Raw genomic sequence first — 16,851 nt, forward strand, 5'->3', positions numbered from 1 at the left:
CCGCGACGCGTTTGTGTCACCTTCACGCCGGGCAAAGCGACACGGCAGATTGTCCGACGAAGGAGGCAGGGTGCCGAGTCAGCTCGTGTGCCGGCCGGAACGAGGGTTCCCGGTCGCCGCGCTGCGCGTCAGCGGCACCCTCGATCAGGTCACCGGGGACGCCCTCCAGCAGGCCGTCCGGCTGCGGCTGGCCGACCAGCCGTCCGTGCTGCTGCTCGACGTCGCCGGGCTGCGCATCGGCGATCCGGTCGGACTGTCCGCGCTCAGCGCGACCGTGTGCGAGGCCCACGAGTGGCCGGACGTGCCGGTCGTGCTCTGCGGCGCCGACGCCCGGACCCGCGCGATGATCAACGACGCGCCCGACTGCGCGGAGCTGCGCTACGCCGACGACTTCACGGCCGCGGTCGCGTCGACCGGCGCCGGGACGTCCCCGCCGCCGCTGCGGGTGCGCCTGCGGCCGATGCCCGAGGCCTGCCGGCAGGTGCGCGGGCTGGTCGGCCAGGCCTGCACAGCCTGGCAACGGGCCGACCTGGTGGCCACCGCGACGTTGATCGCCACCGAGCTGGTGGCCAACGTGGTGCGGCACGCGCACACCACGATGGACTTCACCATGCGGCCGCTGCAGGGTGGCCGGCTGGGCATGAGCGTGCGCGACCACAGCCGCCGGATGCCCCGGCCCAAGGAGGCGGCGCTCTCCGACCCCGGCGGGCGGGGCCTGCGCCTCGTCCGGGATCTGACCGACGCCTGGGGCGTGCTGCCGGTGACCGACGGCAAAGTCGTGTGGACGCGCCTGCGCGCGGCGACTATCTGACCCGCCGCCATCGGCGCACCGGGCGGGGTCCGTACGGGTTGAAGTGCGGTAGCGTCTGTGTGTGCAGCCGACGGATCCGCATTTAGAGGCACTCCTGGTCTATCTCAAGGAGTCGCGCGGTTTCGACTTCACCGGCTACAAGCGGTCGAGCCTGGCCCGGCGGATCAACCGGCGGATGAGCCAGATCAACGCGACCGATTATCAGAACTATCTGGACTATCTGCAGGTCCATCCGGACGAGTTCGCCGCGTTGTTCAACACCGTCCTGATCAACGTGACCAGCTTCTTCCGCGACAGCGAGGCCTGGGACTACCTCAGCAAAGAGGTGCTCGAGCCGCTGATCGCGGCCAAGCCGGACGACTCGCCGATCCGGATCTGGTGCGCCGGCTGCGCGTCCGGCGAGGAGGCCTACACCCTCGCCATGGCCTTCGCCGAACTGCTCGGCGTGCCGGCTTTCAAGGACCGGGTCAAGATCTACGCCACCGACATCGACGAGGAACAGCTCAACGAGGCCCGCCAGGCGACGTACGGCGACCGCGAGATGGAGGCGGTGCCGCCGGAGCTCGCCGAGCGCTACTTCGAGCCGGTGAACGGCCGGTTCGCCTTCCGCAAGGACCTGCGCCGCTCGGTCATCTTCGGCCGCAACGATCTGGTGCAGGACGCGCCGATCTCCCGGATCGACCTGCTGGCCTGCCGCAACACGCTGATGTACTTCAACGCCGAGACCCAGGCCAAGATCCTCGGGCGGTTCCACTTCGCGCTGCGCGACGACGGCGTGCTGTTCCTGGGCAAGGCCGAGATGCTGCTCAGCCACACCGGCCTTTTCACCCCGATCGACCTCAAGCGCCGGGTCTTCCGCCGGGTTCCCCGCCTCTACGCGCGGCCCGGCACCGCCTTCGCCGACCTGCCGACGCCGCCCGACCTGGCGGTGACCGGGCTCGGCGAGCTCCGCGACGAGGCCTTCGCCGCCAGCCCGCTGGCCCAGCTCACGCTCACTCCCGACGGTCACGTCGCGGTGTTCAACCGGCAGCTGGAGAAGATGTTCGGGGTGTCGTCGCGCGACATCGGCCGCCCGTTCAGCGACCTCGAACTGTCCTACCGCCCGGTCGAGCTGCGCCGCTACGTCGAGCAGGCCCAGCTCGAACGGCGCGCGCTCCGGGTCCCCGACGTCGACTTCCAGCGCGGCGCCGACCAGCTCACCCTCGAAGTGCAGGTCAGCCCGCTCGCGGGGGCGGACGGCAGCCTTCTCGGCGTCACGCTCGCCTTCCATGACGTGACCGCGTCGCGGCGGCTCAAGGACGAGCTGGAGCACGCCAACCAGCAGCTCGAGACGGCGTACGAGGAGTTGCAGTCGACCAACGAGGAGCTGGAGACCACCAACGAGGAGCTCCAGTCCACGGTCGAGGAGCTGGAGACCACCAACGAGGAGCTCCAGTCGACCAACGAAGAACTGGAGACGATGAACGAGGAGCTCCAGTCGACCAACGACGAGCTCCAGAGCATCAACGACCAGCTGCGCATGTCCAGCGTCCAGCTGGACGAGGCCAACGTGTTCCTCGAGACGGTGCTGACCAGCATGGAGGCGGGCGTCGCGGTGGTCGATCCTGACCTGCGCGTCCGCATGTGGAATCGCCGGGCCGAGGATCTGTGGGGCCTGCGCTCGGCCGAGGTGATCGGTCAGCACTTCCTCAACCTCGACATCGGCCTGCCGATCGACCAGCTGCGACCGATCCTGCGGGCGGCCACCTCCCCGGAGGCGACCGGCGTCGAACTGGAGGTCGACGCCGTGAACCGGCGGGGTCGATCGATATCGGTACGGGTGGCGTGCACGCCACTGCGGCGCCGCGACGGTGGCCGGCTCGAGGGCGCGATCATCGTCATGGAGACCGGCTCGACCGAGGCGGTCTGAGGCGCCCGTTTGCCGATTCCGACGAAGGGTATGCCCCAGCGGTCGCCCCGGCTGGGAACGGCGAGGATGCGGAAGGCACAAGGATGGCCATCACGTACGAGGTCAGCATCGACGAGGCGGGCCTGGTCGGCTCGATCGCCGGTGCTCTGCGCCTGTCCGACGTGACCAGCCTCTACCTCCACATGCTGAAGTCGCTGGCCGAACAGCCCGACGCGTTGCTGCTCGACGTCTCCGGCATGCTGGTCTCCGAGCCTCTCGCGCTGTCCGTCTTCACGGCGGCGACGCGGCAGGCAGCCCGGTGGCCGGGCACTCCCATCCTGCTCTGCGCACCGCCGGGCGCGACCCGGGATGCCCTGGACGGGCCGGCCTACCGCCGGCTCACCGTCGTCGACAGCCTGACCGCCGCCCGCTCCAGTCTGGCCGGCACCCCGCACGACGAGATGCCGGCCCTCTCGGAGGAACTGCTTCCGGTCGCCGGCGCGGCCCGGCACGCCCGCGACGTAGCCACCGACGCCTGCCTGCGGTGGGACCTGCCGCATCTGGTCGCCCCGGCCAGCCTGATCGCCAACGAGCTGGTCAGCAACGTCGTCGACCATGCCCACACGATGATGACGCTGCAGTTGTCGTTGCGGTCGCGCTACCTCAACATCGCCGTCCGCGACGGTTCGGCTGTCGAGGTGCGGCCACCGGGCCACGTGCCCATCGAAGCCCGGCGTGGGCGTGGTCTGTTGCTGGTCGACGCGACCGCGCACACCTGGGGCTGCATGCCGTCGGCTGATGGCAAGGTGGTGTGGGCCTCCCTGCGCCGCGCAGAGTGACGTCTCGCTTTCCAGCAAGCGGGCGAGCCCGCGGCCTCAGCCTTCCAGCAGGCGGGCAAGCCCGGTGACCGAGAGGATGCTGGCCACGTAGGGCTGGGCGCCGGTCAGGGAGAACGGGATCTCGGCGACCGCGGCCGCCGAGGCAGCGTCGACCAGCACGGCGATGCCGGCCGCGTCGAGCAGCGGTACGCCCGACAGGTCGATCACGACCCGGTCGCGTCCGGCCAGGGCGATCGCGTGACGCAGCCCGAGGCGCATCCGCTCGGCCGTGTCGCGGTCGACCTCGCCGCGCACCCGGGCGATCACCAGGGAACCCTCGCGCACGGCCTCGACCTGCAACGGGTGCCGCTCCGACCGGCTCTCGGCGCCCTCCCAGCGCGGCGGGGTGTCGCTGAGCATCGCCTCGCGCAACCAGGCCAGCGCCCGGCTGAGCAGACGCGACACGTGCATCTGGGAGATGCCCAGCTCGGCGGCGATCTCGGCCTGGGTGCGGTTGCCGTAGAAGCGCATCGCGAGCATGCGGCGCTCCCGCGCGGGCAGGCGCATCAGCAGGTCGGCGACGGTCACCTTGTCGTCGACCAGTTCCAGGTCGCCGTCGAAGTCGCCGAGCAGGTCGCCGAACTCGGCCGCGCCGTCGCCACCACCGACGGGCGCGTTCAGCGACGAGGGCGAATAACCGGCCGACGACTCCTGCGCCTCCAGCACGGCGGCCACCGGAACGTTGAGCCGGGCCGCGATCTCGGCCGCGGTGGGCGTACGGGAAAGGGCGGTCGTCAGGGCCATGGTGGCGTGCCCGACCTCGAGGCTGAGATCCTGCACCCGCCGGGGCACGTGGACGCCCCACGTCTTGTCGCGGAAATGCCGCTTGATCTCACCCGAGATGGTGATGACCGCGTACGCCGTGAAGGAACCCCGCTCGGGGTCGTACCGGTCGATCGCCTTGACCAGACCGAGCCGCGCGACCTGTTCGATGTCCTCGAAGGTCTCACCGCGACCGCGGTAGCGCCGGGCCAGCCGACCGGCGAACGGCAGGCACAGCCGGGTCAGGGTGTCCCGGAGGGCGGCGCGCTCGGCCGGGCCGGCCATCGCGGTGCGTTCCGCGTAGGCGAGCGCGACGGCGTCGAGGTCCTCGAGCCCGTCATCGGTGACCGGAGTGGCCATCCGGCCGAGGATGCCCTGGTCGGCCGGGGACTGATCGATCCGGGTCTCCGACATCGGCCCTCCTGTCAACGGGTCCGGCCGCGAGTCCCGGCTCGGGTGGGCCAGGCGTCCGCGCAGACGCCGCACGTCAATGGGGGCGACCGGGTATGAACCCCATCGCCCATCGGCGACACTAGTGCCCTAGTTCATCAGCGCTCAAACTTCCGCGGCCGGGTCGAGGAGAATTCACCGTTCCGGGTTCGGCGGCGGGCCGGGACGGTCCCGATCGGTGAGCGGCTTGTTGAGCTGACCCATGTTGGGCGCCTCCAGCTTGGGCCGCGCCGGACGCGGTCCCGGACCACCCTCCCCCGGCGCGGCGGGGTGCCCGGCGGACGGCAGGCGGTTCATCGGGGTGGAGGGCGGAGTCTCCAGGGCGGCGCGGGGCGCGGCGTTCTGCTCGGGCCCGGAGCCGCCGAAGCGGGCCGAGCTGTTGCCCAGGCCGGGCAGGACGGCCGGACCCCCGGCCGGTCGGCCGGGCAGACCGGACGGCTCCGCGTCCGTCGAGGCGGGCGGGCCGGGCTGGGTGGCCGGCGCCGGACCGGCGTATCCGGGCGCCCGGCCCAGACCGGACGTCTGGTTGCCGGCCGTTCCCGGACCCGAGGTCTCGTGGCTGAAGGGTGAGGAGGGCGCCGGCACGGCCGACGACTCGTGCGCCGCCGGCGAGGTGGGCGCGAGGCCTGGCAGACCGGACGGCTCGCGACCGGTGGCGATGCCGGCCAGGCCGGACGGCTCGTTCGGCGCGCCGGACTCCGGTTGACCGGGCCGGTCGATCTGTGTCGGCTGAGCCAGCTCGCTGATCTGGGTCGGCTGAGCGAGGTGGCCGATCTGCGTCGGCTGGCCCGGCCGACCGGGCTGGGCCGAGTGCCCAGGCTGGTCGGATCGACCGGGCTGGGTCGGCTGTGCCGTTCCGGCGGACGGCGCGGGTGACCCTGCCGAACCACCGAAGAGCCCGGACAACCCCGAGGGTTCCTGGCCGGTGGGCATGGAGGACTGTGGGGCCGCGGACCCGCCGACGTCCGCCGACGGACCGGCCACCGGAGTGGGCGCCGTCGGATCGAGCGCGACCGAGGGAGGCGTGGTTCCGATCGGTGTGACCGGCGCGGCGGGCGGCTGCGGGCCGGTGACGACGGCCGGCGGCTTGCTGGGGCCGCCGGGCATGCCCGGGGGCGTGTGCCCGTTGGCGCCCGGAGCCCGCGGAGCCACCGGGCGGGACGGGACGAACGTCGGGGCGTCGAGAGGCCGGCTCTGGCGCCAGTTCGGTGGCAGCGGCGGTGACGCCTTGCGCTGCGCCGGCGGCTCGTCGGCGACCGGCTGCGGCGCCGAGGCCTGATGCGGCATCCCGATCGGCGCGTCGTCCTGCCGGCCGACACCGTCTCCGCCCATCGGCGCCTCGCCGATCCGGCCGCCGAGCGTTCCTCCCGCGACCGGCGGCGCAGTAACGCTCGTCGACGGGGTCAGGTCCGGCGCCTGCGCCGGCGGCACGATGGTGGGGCCGCCGTCGGCAGCCGGCGACTCGGGAGCGGCGGGACGTCCTGCGGGTTCCGTGATGACCGGCCCTCCGGCTGTCGCCGGGGCAGTCACGCCTCTCAGGCCACTCGGCTCATCGATCTCAGGCCGTGGCCCCGATCCCACCGCCGGCCGGCCGTCACTCGTCCCGGGTTGCAGGCCGCTCAGCTCGCCGATCCCCGGCCGCGGCTCCGATTCCGCCTCGGATCGACTTTGATCCATCCGGGACTGCAGAGCGCTCAGTTCGCCGATCGCCGACCGCGGTTCCGATTTTACGATCGGTCGGCCCTGATCCGCTCCCGCCCCCGGACCGCTCGGCTTGCCGATCTCCGGCCCTGATTCCGCCACCACTGAACGGTCGGGGTCGACCGCGGGCTGCGGACCGCTCGGCTCGAGGTGCGTACCGGACCAGTCGTCTTTCTCGTGGCGGCCCCGCTCCGGCAGCGCCTCGGGCCGCGGCTCGATCGGCGGAGGCGCGTTTCCCGGCGTGGCGGAGGCCTGGAAGGACACGTCGACCGGTCCCGCGTGCCGGGCGTCGCGGTATCGCGGCCCGGCCGAGGGGCTGTCGTCGTCCGGTGCGGCGCGGCGAGCCGCGTATTCGGGTCGCGCCGGCTCGTCGGGGAACGCCGCTTCGCGCGATTGATGGAAACTTTGCAAGCCGGTGGACAGGTGGTCCCCTGCCGGCCCGGAAGCCGCCGCGAAGCCTCCGGCAGCCGACACCTCGTCCTCCCGCCACGAAGTGTCGTCCTGGTGCGACCCGAAGGCCGCCCTGTCACCCTCAGCGGCAGCACCGTCCGGCACAGAACCACCGTCCAGGCCAGAGGCACCTTCCTCCTGCCACGATCGGTTGACCAGCATCTCTGGCTGCGAGCCGGCGGCCGACTCCGACGACGAACCGGAGGCAGCCGAGCCGGGGGCCGTGGACGACTCAGAGCTGTCAGCCGAGCCGAACGCCGTCAGCGGCTCAAGAACGCCGGGAGAGCCGAACGCCGTGGGCGGGTCGAAAACATCAGGCGAGCCGAACGCCGTGGACGGGTCGAAAACATCAGGCGAACCGAACGCCGTGGACGGGTCGAGAACGTCGGGCGAACCGGACGTCGGCGCGCCGAGCGTGCCGGGTGCGCCGAACGCCGTCGGCGGGTCGAGGACGACCGGCGAACCGAACGCCGTCAGCGCCCCGAGACGATCGGATGAGCCGAACGCCTCCGGCGCGTCGTGAACGTCGGGCGAGCCGAACGCCGTGGGCGGGTCAAGCGGCGGCACCGCGCCCACGCCCGGGCCCCGCGACCCGAAGCCGCTCCCCGTTGTCCCGTACGGCTCCCCCAGCCCCTGCCGCGAGGCGGCGACCAACCCGGATTCCTCGGCCAGCCCGGCCGCCTCGACCACCTCGGCCGCGGACCGGCCGGCTGCGCAGGGCAGCCGCTCGCCGCACGCGGGACACGTGGTCAGACCGCCTCCCGGCCCGCGGCCCCCGGCGTGCGCCTCGAGCATCTGGCGGGCGGTCCGCGCCAGGACGCTCTCCGGATCCACGAAGGCCTTGGTCGGTGCCACGTCAGCCGCCCCCATTCGTCCCGAGGCGAGCGCCTCGGCATACACGAGACAAGTTCACCGCTGATCGGGGGCGATTCGCGGGCTTTTCAGCATTTCGGCGACGCGGGTGGCGAACGAGCAAGAAGCAGAGCCATGACGCTTACCGTGCTCACGTATTCACTCACGGTGCTCGTTGATTAACTCTCCGTACGATGTGAGAACCCCTCAGGAGGTGCCCATGGACGACCTCGACCTGCACCGCGAGCAGATCCTCCGGCATGTCGGGCCCATCATCACCGGCCGGTTCGCGGGCTTCCGGACCTCGTACACCAGAGAGGTCAAAATCGGTCAGCCCCTGCTCATGGCCATTTTTCTCGCCTCCAGCGTGATCCACCTGCTGGGCGCGATCGTGCGGATGAAGGCCGGCCGGCGCAGCTTCAAGGAGCTCAAGAAGGGCCCCGAGTTCCTGGTGACACCGGTGCGGCTGCGCGACGACCTCGGACAGACCTACGAGGTCGAGATGCACGGGCAACTGCCGCAGTCCGCCCTGCACCGCGGCGACCTGGTGCAGGTCACGACCGTCCCGCAGAAGGACCCGACGCTCCCGGTACGCCTGGTGCGGTGCGTCAACCTGACCACCATGCAGCCGCTGACCCCGCGGATCCCGACGATGTGGTCGCACCTGGGTCCCGCGCTGCTGCTCCAGGCCGGGCTCGGCCTCGCCCTGCTGATCGCGGTCGTGGCGTTCTGGACGCTCTAGAGCCGGTCGAGCGGCACGGCCTCGGCGAGAGCCCGCATGCCCTCGTCGTTCGGGTGCAGATGGTCGCCCCCGTCGTAGCGGGCGCTCAGCCGCAAGGGGGCGAACGGATCGCGGACGGCCCGATCGAAATCAGCCACCGCGTCGAAAGCGCCACCGCCGGACGACCGGATCCAGGCGTTGACCCGCAGCCGCACCCGGTCGGCCGCCGGCGTGTACGCGTGGTAGCCCTGCCAGGGCGTGATGGTGCCGGCCACGACCCGCAGCCCCGCCGCGCGGGCGCGCGCCGCCAGGCCGGCCAGCCCGGCGGCGATCCGGGCCGGGTCGGTCTGCCGGGGCGCCTGCATGATGTCGTTGATGCCGGCCAGCAGGATGACCGTGCGGGCGCCCGAGCGTTCGAGGACGTCCTCGGTGAACCGCACGCGGCCCGACCGCCCGGCCACCGCGGTGATCCGGTAGCGCGGGTGGCCGGCGTCGAGCAGGATCCGGTTGCCGCTGATGCCGGCGTTGGCCACGCCGTAGTCGGGGTCCGGCGTGGTCGCGAGCCGGGCCGCCAGCAGGTCGGTCCAGCGCCGGTTGCGGCCCGGGGTGGAGGCCGCGCCGTTGGTGATCGAGTCGCCGAACGCGACGATCGTGCCGGGGGCGCCGGTCACCTCGACGGCGGTCACGAAGAACCAGGCCCACGTTCCCCGGGTGAACGCCGTGGCGGTCTCGTCGGCCGCGCGGTCGGCCTCGTCCGGGCTGATCAGCGACCGCTGCTTGGGCTCGCCGTGGAAGGTGGCCGCGCGCGGCCGTACCGGGGTCCAGACCGTCACCAGCAGGTCGGCGTCGGCCGGCACGGCGAGCGGCACGGCGTCGCTGAGCACGTCGCCGCCGCGGGGCACGGTCACGCCGCGGCGGCCGTCGAAGGTCAGGTCACGCAGGGTGCCGGGTGCGGCCGTACCGTCGCTGAGGTCTGCCGTGCCGTCCCGGCGGCCACCGCCGTGGGCCGAGAGGGCGACCGTGACGTGCCCGAAGCGCACGGCCCCGACGCCGAAGCGGTTGCTCAGCCGGACGCGCACGAGCGGGCCGCCGATCGTCGTGTGGACCACGTTGCGGATCGTGTGCCCGGCCGGCCGGGTGCGGCTGGCCGCCGACGGCGCGGCCGACCACGCTGTCGAGAACTCCGGCTCGCGCGGCACGGGCGGCGGCAAAGGGGCCGCGGCCTGGGCGGACGCCTGCGGGGACGGCGCCCCGGACCGCAACGGGCCGAGCGCCGCCCAGGTGACCGTCAACGTCGTGGACAGGACCGAAGCCACGACCACGCCGATCAGCAACCGCCGCACGTTCACGATCATGCCCTCCCCGGGTTGCGGATCCGGATGAAATCCGCCGCGAAGGGGTACCGCAGCGGACGTGTCCCCGGAACCACCCTCCGCCACACCGACGTGGCCGGAGAAGGACTGCCCGTGCGATCTCATGCTTTGGTGTCGCCTGGCGCGTCCGCCGGGGGTGTGTGTGAATGTGATGAGCGCCAGTTACCCGAGGGGGTGTGCCGTGGGCGAGGACGTCGAGCAGGCCAACTTCACCCGTGAGGACCGCGCCAGATACCGGCACAAGATCCGTCGCAGCCTGGACGTGTTCGCGGCCATGCTGCGCGAGTCCCGGTTCGACTTCGAGCGGCCGCTGACCGGCATGGAGATCGAGCTCAATCTGGTCGACGAGAACTGCGACCCGGCCATGCGCAACGCCGAGGTGCTGGGCGCGATCGCCGACCCGGACTTCCAGACCGAGCTCGGGCAGTTCAACATCGAGATCAACGTGCCGCCGCGGCGCCTGGCCGGCGACGAGAACGCCGACCTCGAGCGGACGCTGCGGGCCAGCCTCAACAACGCCGAGAAGCATTCCCGTACGGTCGGCGCGCACACCGTGATGATCGGGATCCTGCCGACGTTGCGGCGCGAGCACATGACCGACGACGCGCTCTCGGCCAACCCGCGCTACAAGCTGCTCAACGAGCAGATCTTCGCGGCCCGCGGCGAGGATCTCGACATCCGGATCGACGGGGTCGACCGGCTGGCCGTCACCACCGACACCATCGCGCCCGAGTCGGCCTGCACCAGCACCCAGTTCCACCTGCAGGTCAGCCCGGCCCAGTTCGCCGCGTACTGGAACGCGGCCCAGGTCATCGCCGGCGTGCAGGTGGCCCTCGGTGCCAACTCGCCGCTGCTGTTCGGCCGGGAGCTGTGGCGCGAGACGCGCATCCCGCTGTTCGAGCAGGCCACCGACACGCGGTCCGAGGAGATAAGAGCTCAGGGCGTACGCCCCCGGGTGTGGTTCGGCGAGCGGTGGATCACCAGCGTCTTCGACCTCTTCGAGGAGAACGTCCGCTACTTCCCGGCGCTGCTGCCGATCTGCGACGAGATGGACCCGGCCGAGATCCTCGAGCGGGGCGAGGTGCCCGAGCTCAGCGAGCTGCGGTTGCACAACGGCACCGTCTACCGCTGGAACCGGCCGATCTACGACGTCGTGCGCGGCCGCCCGCACCTGCGCGTGGAGAACAGGGTGCTGCCGGCCGGCCCGACCGTGGTCGACACGATGGCGAACGCCGCCTTCTACTACGGGCTGATCCGCACCCTGGCCGAGGCCGAGCGCCCACTGTGGACGCAGATGAGCTTCAGCGCGGCCGAGGAGAACTTCCACACCTGCGCCCGGCACGGCATCGACGCCACCGTGTTCTGGCCGGGGCTCGGCTACATCCAGGTCACCGAGCTCGTGCTGCGGCGGCTGCTGCCCATGGCCCACCAGGGGCTCGAACGCTGGGGCGTCTCGCAGGGGGAACGCGACCGTCTCCTGGGCATCATCGAACAGCGCTGCCTGCGCCACCGCAACGGCGCCGTCTGGCAGGTGCAGACCCTGCACGCCCTGGAGGCCGACGGCAACGACCGCCAGAAGGCTCTGCACGAGATGCTCGGGCAGTACCTGCCACTCATGCACGAGAACCTCCCCGTGCACGAGTGGCCCTACCCCAGCTGACCTACTCGGGCCGGCGTTGCCCGGCCCGGTCGGAGCGGGGCAGTTCAGCCGGACAGCCTCAGCTGAGTCCTTCGGTTGGGCAGGTGCCCGGCGCCGTCGATGACCGCCAGCGTCGAGCCGGGGATCAGGGCGTGCATCTCCTCGGCGTCGGCGACCGGGGTGAACTCGTCGTCGCGGCCGACGACGATCAGGGCCGGGACGGTGACGGTGGCCAGCAGGTCGCGGTAGTCGGGCCGCTCGGCCCGGCTGCGCAGGGCGGCGGCCGCCCCGGCCGGCGGGGCGCTCGTCATCATGGTCGTGACGTGGGCGGCCACGGCCGGCATGGCCTCGACGTTGTAGGAGGCGATCATCTTGGCCAGGTTGTCCCGGGCGTAGCCGGTCATCCCCTCGGCTTCGAGGCGGTCGGCTGTCGCGCGGCGGTGCGCCTGGCCCTCGGCGGTGTCGGTGCCGGGGAAGGTGTCGGCCAGCACGAGGCCGCTGATGCGGGACGGGAACTGGCGGTCGGACCGGCGAGCGCGGCAACCTGCGGCGCCCACATCGACCGGTCGAACGGGTGGCCGTGCACCAGCACCAGCGGCCGGCCCTGGCCGGTGTCGTCGTACCCGATCGTGATGCCGTTGACCGACGCTGTGCTCATGCGACCGACGCTAATGTCCGGTTCGCCGGTGGGATCGGTCCCATCCCGCGGTCGCGGCCCCGTTCAGCCCCGGCGCGAGCGCGGCCAGAGCCACGGTGACGCCGCCCGAGATGCGCTTCGGCGTCAGCAGGGCGCCGGCCGGGCCGGCCGCGCTGAGGGCGGCCGCCTCGGCCACGCTCGGGGTGCCGACCGCCGCGGCGACAACTCCGCTCGGGTTGGGCACCGGCTGCTGGGCCAGCACGGCGGCGGGCAGGGCGAGCAGCCGCCACCCCCGGTCGGCGGCCAGGTCCCGGACGGCGGGTTCGGCGGCCCGCCGGTCGACCGTGGCCAGCACCGACACGTCGGCCGGGGTCAGTCCGGCCGACGACAGGACCGCGTCGACGGCCGCGCGCAGGACGGCGGCCGGCACGCCCGGGCGGGCGCCGACCCCGACCGCCACGGTCACCGGTCGGCGACCAGGTGGGTGGCGAAGCCGGGGCTCCCGGCCCAGTGCAGGTGCAGGTAGGACGCGTGCACCGAGGCCGTCGCGAAGCCTTCCGGATCGGCGCCGCGCCAGGCCCACGCGGCCCCGCCGGCCGGGGACAGCAGCAGGCCGGAGCGGGGGTGCACGGTCGTGCGGTGGAACTCGTGACCGGTGACCCGGGTGCCGGCCGGGGCGAGCGGGCTGTCGGTGAGCGCCACCGCGTCGCGGTAGCCCAGGGTCAGCGTCGGGGTCATGGCCGCCTCGGCGTCGATCACGCCGCACATCGGGGCGCCGTCGAGAGTGCGGCACAGCCACAGCAGCCCGGCGCACTCGGCCGCGATCCGGCCTCCGCCCGCGGCCAGTTCGGCCACCGCGCGGCGCAGCGGCTCGTTGGCGGACAGCTCCGAGGCGTACACCTCGGGGAAGCCGCCGCCGACGACGAGGGCCTTCGTTCCGTCGGGCAGCTTCTCGTCGTGCAGCGGGTCGACCGTCACGACCGTGGCGCCGGCTCCGGCCAGCAGTTCGGCCGTCTCGGCGTACGCGAAGGAGAAGGCCGGCCCACCCGCGAGCGCGACGACCGGACGGCCGGGGACGGGATCGGCGGCGACCGGCGACCAGGGTTCGACGTCGAGCGGCGGCGCCGACCGCGCGACCGCCATCACCTCGGCCAGGTCGACCGACGACTCGATCAGCGCGGCCAGGGCGTCCACCGAGGCCAGGGCCTCCGCCCGGCGTTCGGCGGCCGGGACGAGCCCGAGGTGGCGGGACGGGGCGGAGACGGCGTCGGCCCGGCGCAGCGCCCCGAGCACGGGCGTGCCGACCTCCTCGCAGGCCTCGCGCAGGATCGCCTCGTGGCGGTCGGAGCCGACCCGGTTGAGGATGACGCCGGCCATCCGCACGCGGCCGAAGCTGCGGAAGCCGTGCACCAGCGCGGCGATCGACCGGCCCTGCGCGGCCGCGTCCACGACCAGGATCACCGGCGCGTCGAGCAGCCCGGCGACCTGCGCGGTCGACCCGGTCTCGCCGGCGCCGGTCCGGCCGTCGTAGAGGCCCATCACACCCTCGACTACGGCGAGCGAGGCGCCCTGCGAGCCGTGGGCGAACAGCGGGCCGATCAGCTCCTCCCCGACCATCACCGGGTCGAGGTTGCGGCCGGGCCGGCCGGCCGCCAGCGCGTGGTAGCCGGGGTCGATGTAGTCGGGTCCGACCTTGAACGGGGCCACCGGCAGGCCCCGGCGCGCGAAGGCGGCCAGCAGCCCGGTCGCCACCGTCGTCTTGCCGTGGCCGGAGGCGGGCGCGCCGATCACGACGCGCGGGATGCTCACCATTCGATGCCCTGCTGTCCCTTGCGACCGGCGTCCATCGGGTGCTTCACCTTCGTCATCTCGGTGACCAGGTCGGCCGCCTCGAGCAGCGCGGGCGCGGCGTCCCGGCCGGTGATCACCACGTGCTGGTTGCCGGGGCGCTCGGTCAGCGTGGCCACGACGTCGTCGACGTCGACCCAGCCCCACTTCATCGGGTACGTGAACTCGTCGAGCACATAGAACTTGTAGGTCTCGGCGGCCAGGTCGCGCTTGATCTGCGCCCAGCCCTCGGCGGCCTCGGCGGCGTGGTCGCGCTCGGTGCCGGCGCGCTGGATCCACGACCAGCCCTCACCCATCTTGTGCCAGGTGACCGGCGCTCCCCCGGTCGTACCGAGCGCCTTGAGCGCGGACTCCTCGCCGACCCGCCACTTCTCCGACTTGACGAACTGGAACACGCCGATCGGCCAGCCCGCGCTCCACGCGCGCAGCGCCATCCCGAACGCGGCGGTCGACTTGCCCTTGCCGTGTCCGGTGTGGACGGCCAGGACGGCCTGGCGGCGGCGCTGACGGGTGGTGAGGCCGTCGTCCGGTACGGCGGTGACCTTGCCCTGCGGCATCAGGCGGCCCTTCCCGTCTCGAGGCTGTCCAGCGGCATCAGGTCGGCGTCGAGCGCGGTGGCGAGCCGGGCCGCGAGCCGCAGCCGGATCGGCCCGGACTCACAGTCGACCACCACCGTGGACACGCCGCGCAGCGCGGGCGCGACGGTCGCCGGGTCGGGTCCGCTGGTCGCCCGGCCGTCGGTCACCACGATCAGGAGCGGCCGGCGGCGGGGGTCACGGCGACGCTCGGTCGCGATGGTCGCGGCCGCGGTCCGGAGGCCTTCGGCCAGCGGCGTACGCCCTCCCGTGCGCAGCGCGGCGAGCCGCAGCACCCCGACCTCGTGGCTGGACGTCGGCGGCAGCACCTGCTCGGCGGTGTGCCCGCGGAACGTGATCATCCCGATCCGGTCACGTCGCTGATAGGCGTCGCGCAGCAGCGACAGCACGGCCGTCTTGACCACCGTCATGCGTTTGCGCGCGGCCATCGACCCGGACGCGTCGACCACGAACAGCACCAGGTTCGACTCGCGGCCGACGTGGACGGCCTCGCGCAGATCCCGCGGCGTCACCAGTCGGCCGGCGCCGGGCCCGCGGTCCGCGCCGGTCCGGAACAGCGCGGCTCGCAGCGTGGCCGGCAGATGCGGCGCCCCGGCGAGCTTCCCGGCCGGCACCCGCGACCCGACGACGCGCCCCCGGCGCGACAGCGACGGCGACCGGCGTCCGGCGTGGCCGCCCTCACCGCGGCGCGCGATGCTCAGGTTTCTCGTGCGGTAGGCGGCGCCCGGCGAGGCAGCCGCCCCGGCCGGCTGCTGCCGGCCGGGCTTGTCGTCGGCCGGCACGCTTTCGGCGGCCGGGCCGTCACCCGGCTCCGGCACGGGGCCGGGTGACGGCCCAGCCGGCGCGTCCGGTCCCTCGTTGCTCGCTGCAGGCGGCCGGGACGGCGTACCTCCGTCCGGGCCGCCGCCACCGCCGCCGCCGTCGTCCGGCCCCGGTCCGCCGTCGCCGCCGTCGGGCGGCGTGTCGTCCGGTCCGTCCTCGTCCGGCTGCTGCGCGTCGGCCTGGGCCAGCGCGTCCTCGAGACGCTCCTCGTCGGTGCCGGGCGGGTCGAGCGGGTCCTTGCGGCGGCGGTGCGGCAGGGCCAGGCGGGCCGCGTCCCGGACGTCGTCGCGGGTGACCCGGTCGCGGCCGTGCCAGGCGGCCAGCGCGACCGCGCAGCGGGCCACGACGATGTCGGCGCGCATCCCGTCCACCCCGTAGGCCAGGCAGACCTGGGCGATCCGGTCGAGCTCGCCGTCGGGCAGCACCACCCGCGGCAGCCGCTCCCGGGCGACCGCGATGCGCTCGGCCAGCGCCGACTCGTCGGCATCGAAGCGGGCCGCGAAAACGTCCGGGTCCAGCTCGTACGCGAGCCGCCGGCGCACCACCTCGGCCCGGTCCTTGGCGTCGCGCGGCGCGGCCACGGTGACCACCAGCCCGAACCGGTCCACCAGCTGCGGGCGGGGTTCGCCCTCCTCCGGGTTCATCGTGCCGACCAGCAGGAAACGGGCCGCGTGCTTGACCGACACGCCGTCGCGCTCGACGTGGGCACGGCCCATCGCCGCCGCGTCCAGCAGCAGGTCGACCAGGTGGTCGGGCAGCAGGTTGACCTCGTCGACGTAGAGCACCCCGCGGTGCGCGGCCGCGAGCAGCCCCGGCTCGTACGCCTTGACCCCGTCGGCCAGCGCACGCTGGATGTCGAGCGTGCCCACGACGCGGTCCTCGGTCGCCCCGACCGGCAGCTCGACCAGGGCGGCGGGCCGGTTCAGGCCGGGGCTGTCGGGGGCGTGCGGCCCGTCCGGGCAGAGCGGGTCGGGCGCGGCCGGGTCGCAGGCGAACCGGCAGCCGCGGACGACCGCGACCTCCGGCAGCAGCGCGGCCAGCGCCCGGACGACGGTGCTTTTGGCGGTGCCCTTCTCACCACGCACCAGCACCCCGCCGACGGCGGGCGAGACGGCGGTGAGCAAGAGGGCGAGGCGGAGGTCGGCCAGGCCGACCACGGCCGAGAACGGGTACGGCGTCACGAGGACTCCCCTTCTGCGCGGGTGTCCACGCCCGCGCGGGCGGTTGGCACGAGCGGCCGGAGTCTCCTGGCTCCCGGATCGTCGCTTGCCGCGCGCCTTCCGACCGTTTCCGATCGTGGCCTCTGGTGGCGGGTCGCTCCCCGGTCACAGTGGCGGGACCGTCCCGGATTCGCACCGGGTTCCTCCGCTACCGCTCGTCCGTCATGCTGGCCTACCGCCGACCGGCGCGTCAACGCGGGGTG

General features: G+C 73.4%; 13 protein-coding genes and 1 riboswitch. Of the genes, 5 read left to right on the top strand and 8 right to left on the bottom strand.

The window, feature by feature from the left end:
- The first annotated feature begins 70 nt into the window (after nt 1-70).
- From HJC40_RS24975 to HJC40_RS24985, 3 genes are all read left to right on the top strand, one after another.
- Nucleotides 71-811, top strand: coding sequence for an ATP-binding protein (locus HJC40_RS24975; protein WP_250004028.1), 741 nt, complete (start codon nt 71-73; stop codon nt 809-811).
- A 61-nt stretch (nt 812-872) separates the two neighbouring features.
- On the top strand, nt 873-2,720 hold the full coding sequence (locus HJC40_RS24980) for a CheR family methyltransferase (protein WP_250004030.1): 1,848 nt from the start codon (nt 873-875) through the stop codon (nt 2,718-2,720).
- A gap of 83 nt (nt 2,721-2,803) precedes the next feature.
- Nucleotides 2,804-3,538 carry an ATP-binding protein gene (locus HJC40_RS24985; protein ID WP_250004032.1) on the top strand — a complete coding sequence of 245 codons (735 nt, stop codon included), beginning with the start codon at nt 2,804-2,806 and terminating at the stop codon, nt 3,536-3,538.
- A gap of 36 nt (nt 3,539-3,574) precedes the next feature.
- On the opposite strand, the gene HJC40_RS24990 is transcribed toward HJC40_RS24985, so the two are convergent.
- Nucleotides 3,575-4,711, bottom strand: coding sequence for a SigB/SigF/SigG family RNA polymerase sigma factor (locus HJC40_RS24990; RefSeq protein WP_374272744.1), 1,137 nt, complete (start codon nt 4,709-4,711; stop codon nt 3,575-3,577).
- A gap of 213 nt (nt 4,712-4,924) precedes the next feature.
- Nucleotides 4,925-7,795: a hypothetical protein gene (locus tag HJC40_RS24995; protein WP_250004034.1), complete on the bottom strand. Its 2,871-nt coding sequence runs from the start codon at nt 7,793-7,795 to the stop codon at nt 4,925-4,927.
- Between the two features lie 217 nt (nt 7,796-8,012).
- Between HJC40_RS24995 and HJC40_RS25000 the strand changes: the two genes are divergently transcribed.
- Complete coding sequence (locus HJC40_RS25000; protein ID WP_250004036.1) at nt 8,013-8,534, top strand: hypothetical protein; 522 nt, start codon at nt 8,013-8,015, stop codon at nt 8,532-8,534.
- On the opposite strand, the gene HJC40_RS25005 is transcribed toward HJC40_RS25000, so the two are convergent.
- A complete protein-coding gene (locus HJC40_RS25005; RefSeq protein WP_250004039.1) occupies nt 8,531-9,868 on the bottom strand; it encodes a GDSL-type esterase/lipase family protein in 1,338 nt (445 codons plus the stop codon). The genes HJC40_RS25000 and HJC40_RS25005 overlap by 4 nt on opposite strands.
- A 199-nt stretch (nt 9,869-10,067) precedes the next feature.
- On the opposite strand from HJC40_RS25005, the gene HJC40_RS25010 reads away from it, so the two are divergent.
- Nucleotides 10,068-11,546: a glutamate--cysteine ligase gene (locus HJC40_RS25010; RefSeq protein WP_250004041.1), complete on the top strand. Its 1,479-nt coding sequence runs from the start codon at nt 10,068-10,070 to the stop codon at nt 11,544-11,546.
- Nucleotides 11,547-11,590: 44 nt separating this feature from the next.
- On the opposite strand, the gene HJC40_RS25015 is transcribed toward HJC40_RS25010, so the two are convergent.
- From HJC40_RS25015 to HJC40_RS25035, 5 genes are all read right to left on the bottom strand, one after another.
- Entirely contained in the window at nt 11,591-12,016 is a 426-nt protein-coding gene (locus HJC40_RS25015) for an alpha/beta hydrolase (RefSeq protein WP_250004044.1), read from the bottom strand.
- 177 nt (nt 12,017-12,193) lie between these two features.
- Nucleotides 12,194-12,628: a cobalamin biosynthesis protein gene (locus HJC40_RS25020; protein WP_250004046.1), complete on the bottom strand. Its 435-nt coding sequence runs from the start codon at nt 12,626-12,628 to the stop codon at nt 12,194-12,196.
- Entirely contained in the window at nt 12,625-13,974 is a 1,350-nt protein-coding gene (locus HJC40_RS25025) for a cobyrinate a,c-diamide synthase (RefSeq protein WP_250004048.1), read from the bottom strand. Before HJC40_RS25025 ends, HJC40_RS25020 begins: the two co-directional genes overlap by 4 nt.
- Nucleotides 13,968-14,567, bottom strand: a complete 600-nt coding sequence (cobO, locus tag HJC40_RS25030) for a cob(I)yrinic acid a,c-diamide adenosyltransferase (RefSeq protein ID WP_250004050.1) — start codon at nt 14,565-14,567, stop codon at nt 13,968-13,970. Before cobO ends, HJC40_RS25025 begins: the two co-directional genes overlap by 7 nt.
- Complete coding sequence (locus tag HJC40_RS25035; RefSeq protein WP_250004052.1) at nt 14,567-16,609, bottom strand: VWA domain-containing protein; 2,043 nt, start codon at nt 16,607-16,609, stop codon at nt 14,567-14,569. The genes cobO and HJC40_RS25035 overlap by 1 nt, the downstream gene beginning before the upstream one ends.
- 59 nt (nt 16,610-16,668) lie before the next feature.
- A riboswitch (cobalamin riboswitch) is annotated at nt 16,669-16,794 on the bottom strand.
- Nucleotides 16,795-16,851: the final 57 nt, after the last annotated feature.

Origin of the sequence: Actinoplanes sp. M2I2, assembly GCF_023544445.1 — a bacterium.
In the GTDB taxonomy this organism is placed as follows: domain Bacteria; phylum Actinomycetota; class Actinomycetes; order Mycobacteriales; family Micromonosporaceae; genus Actinoplanes.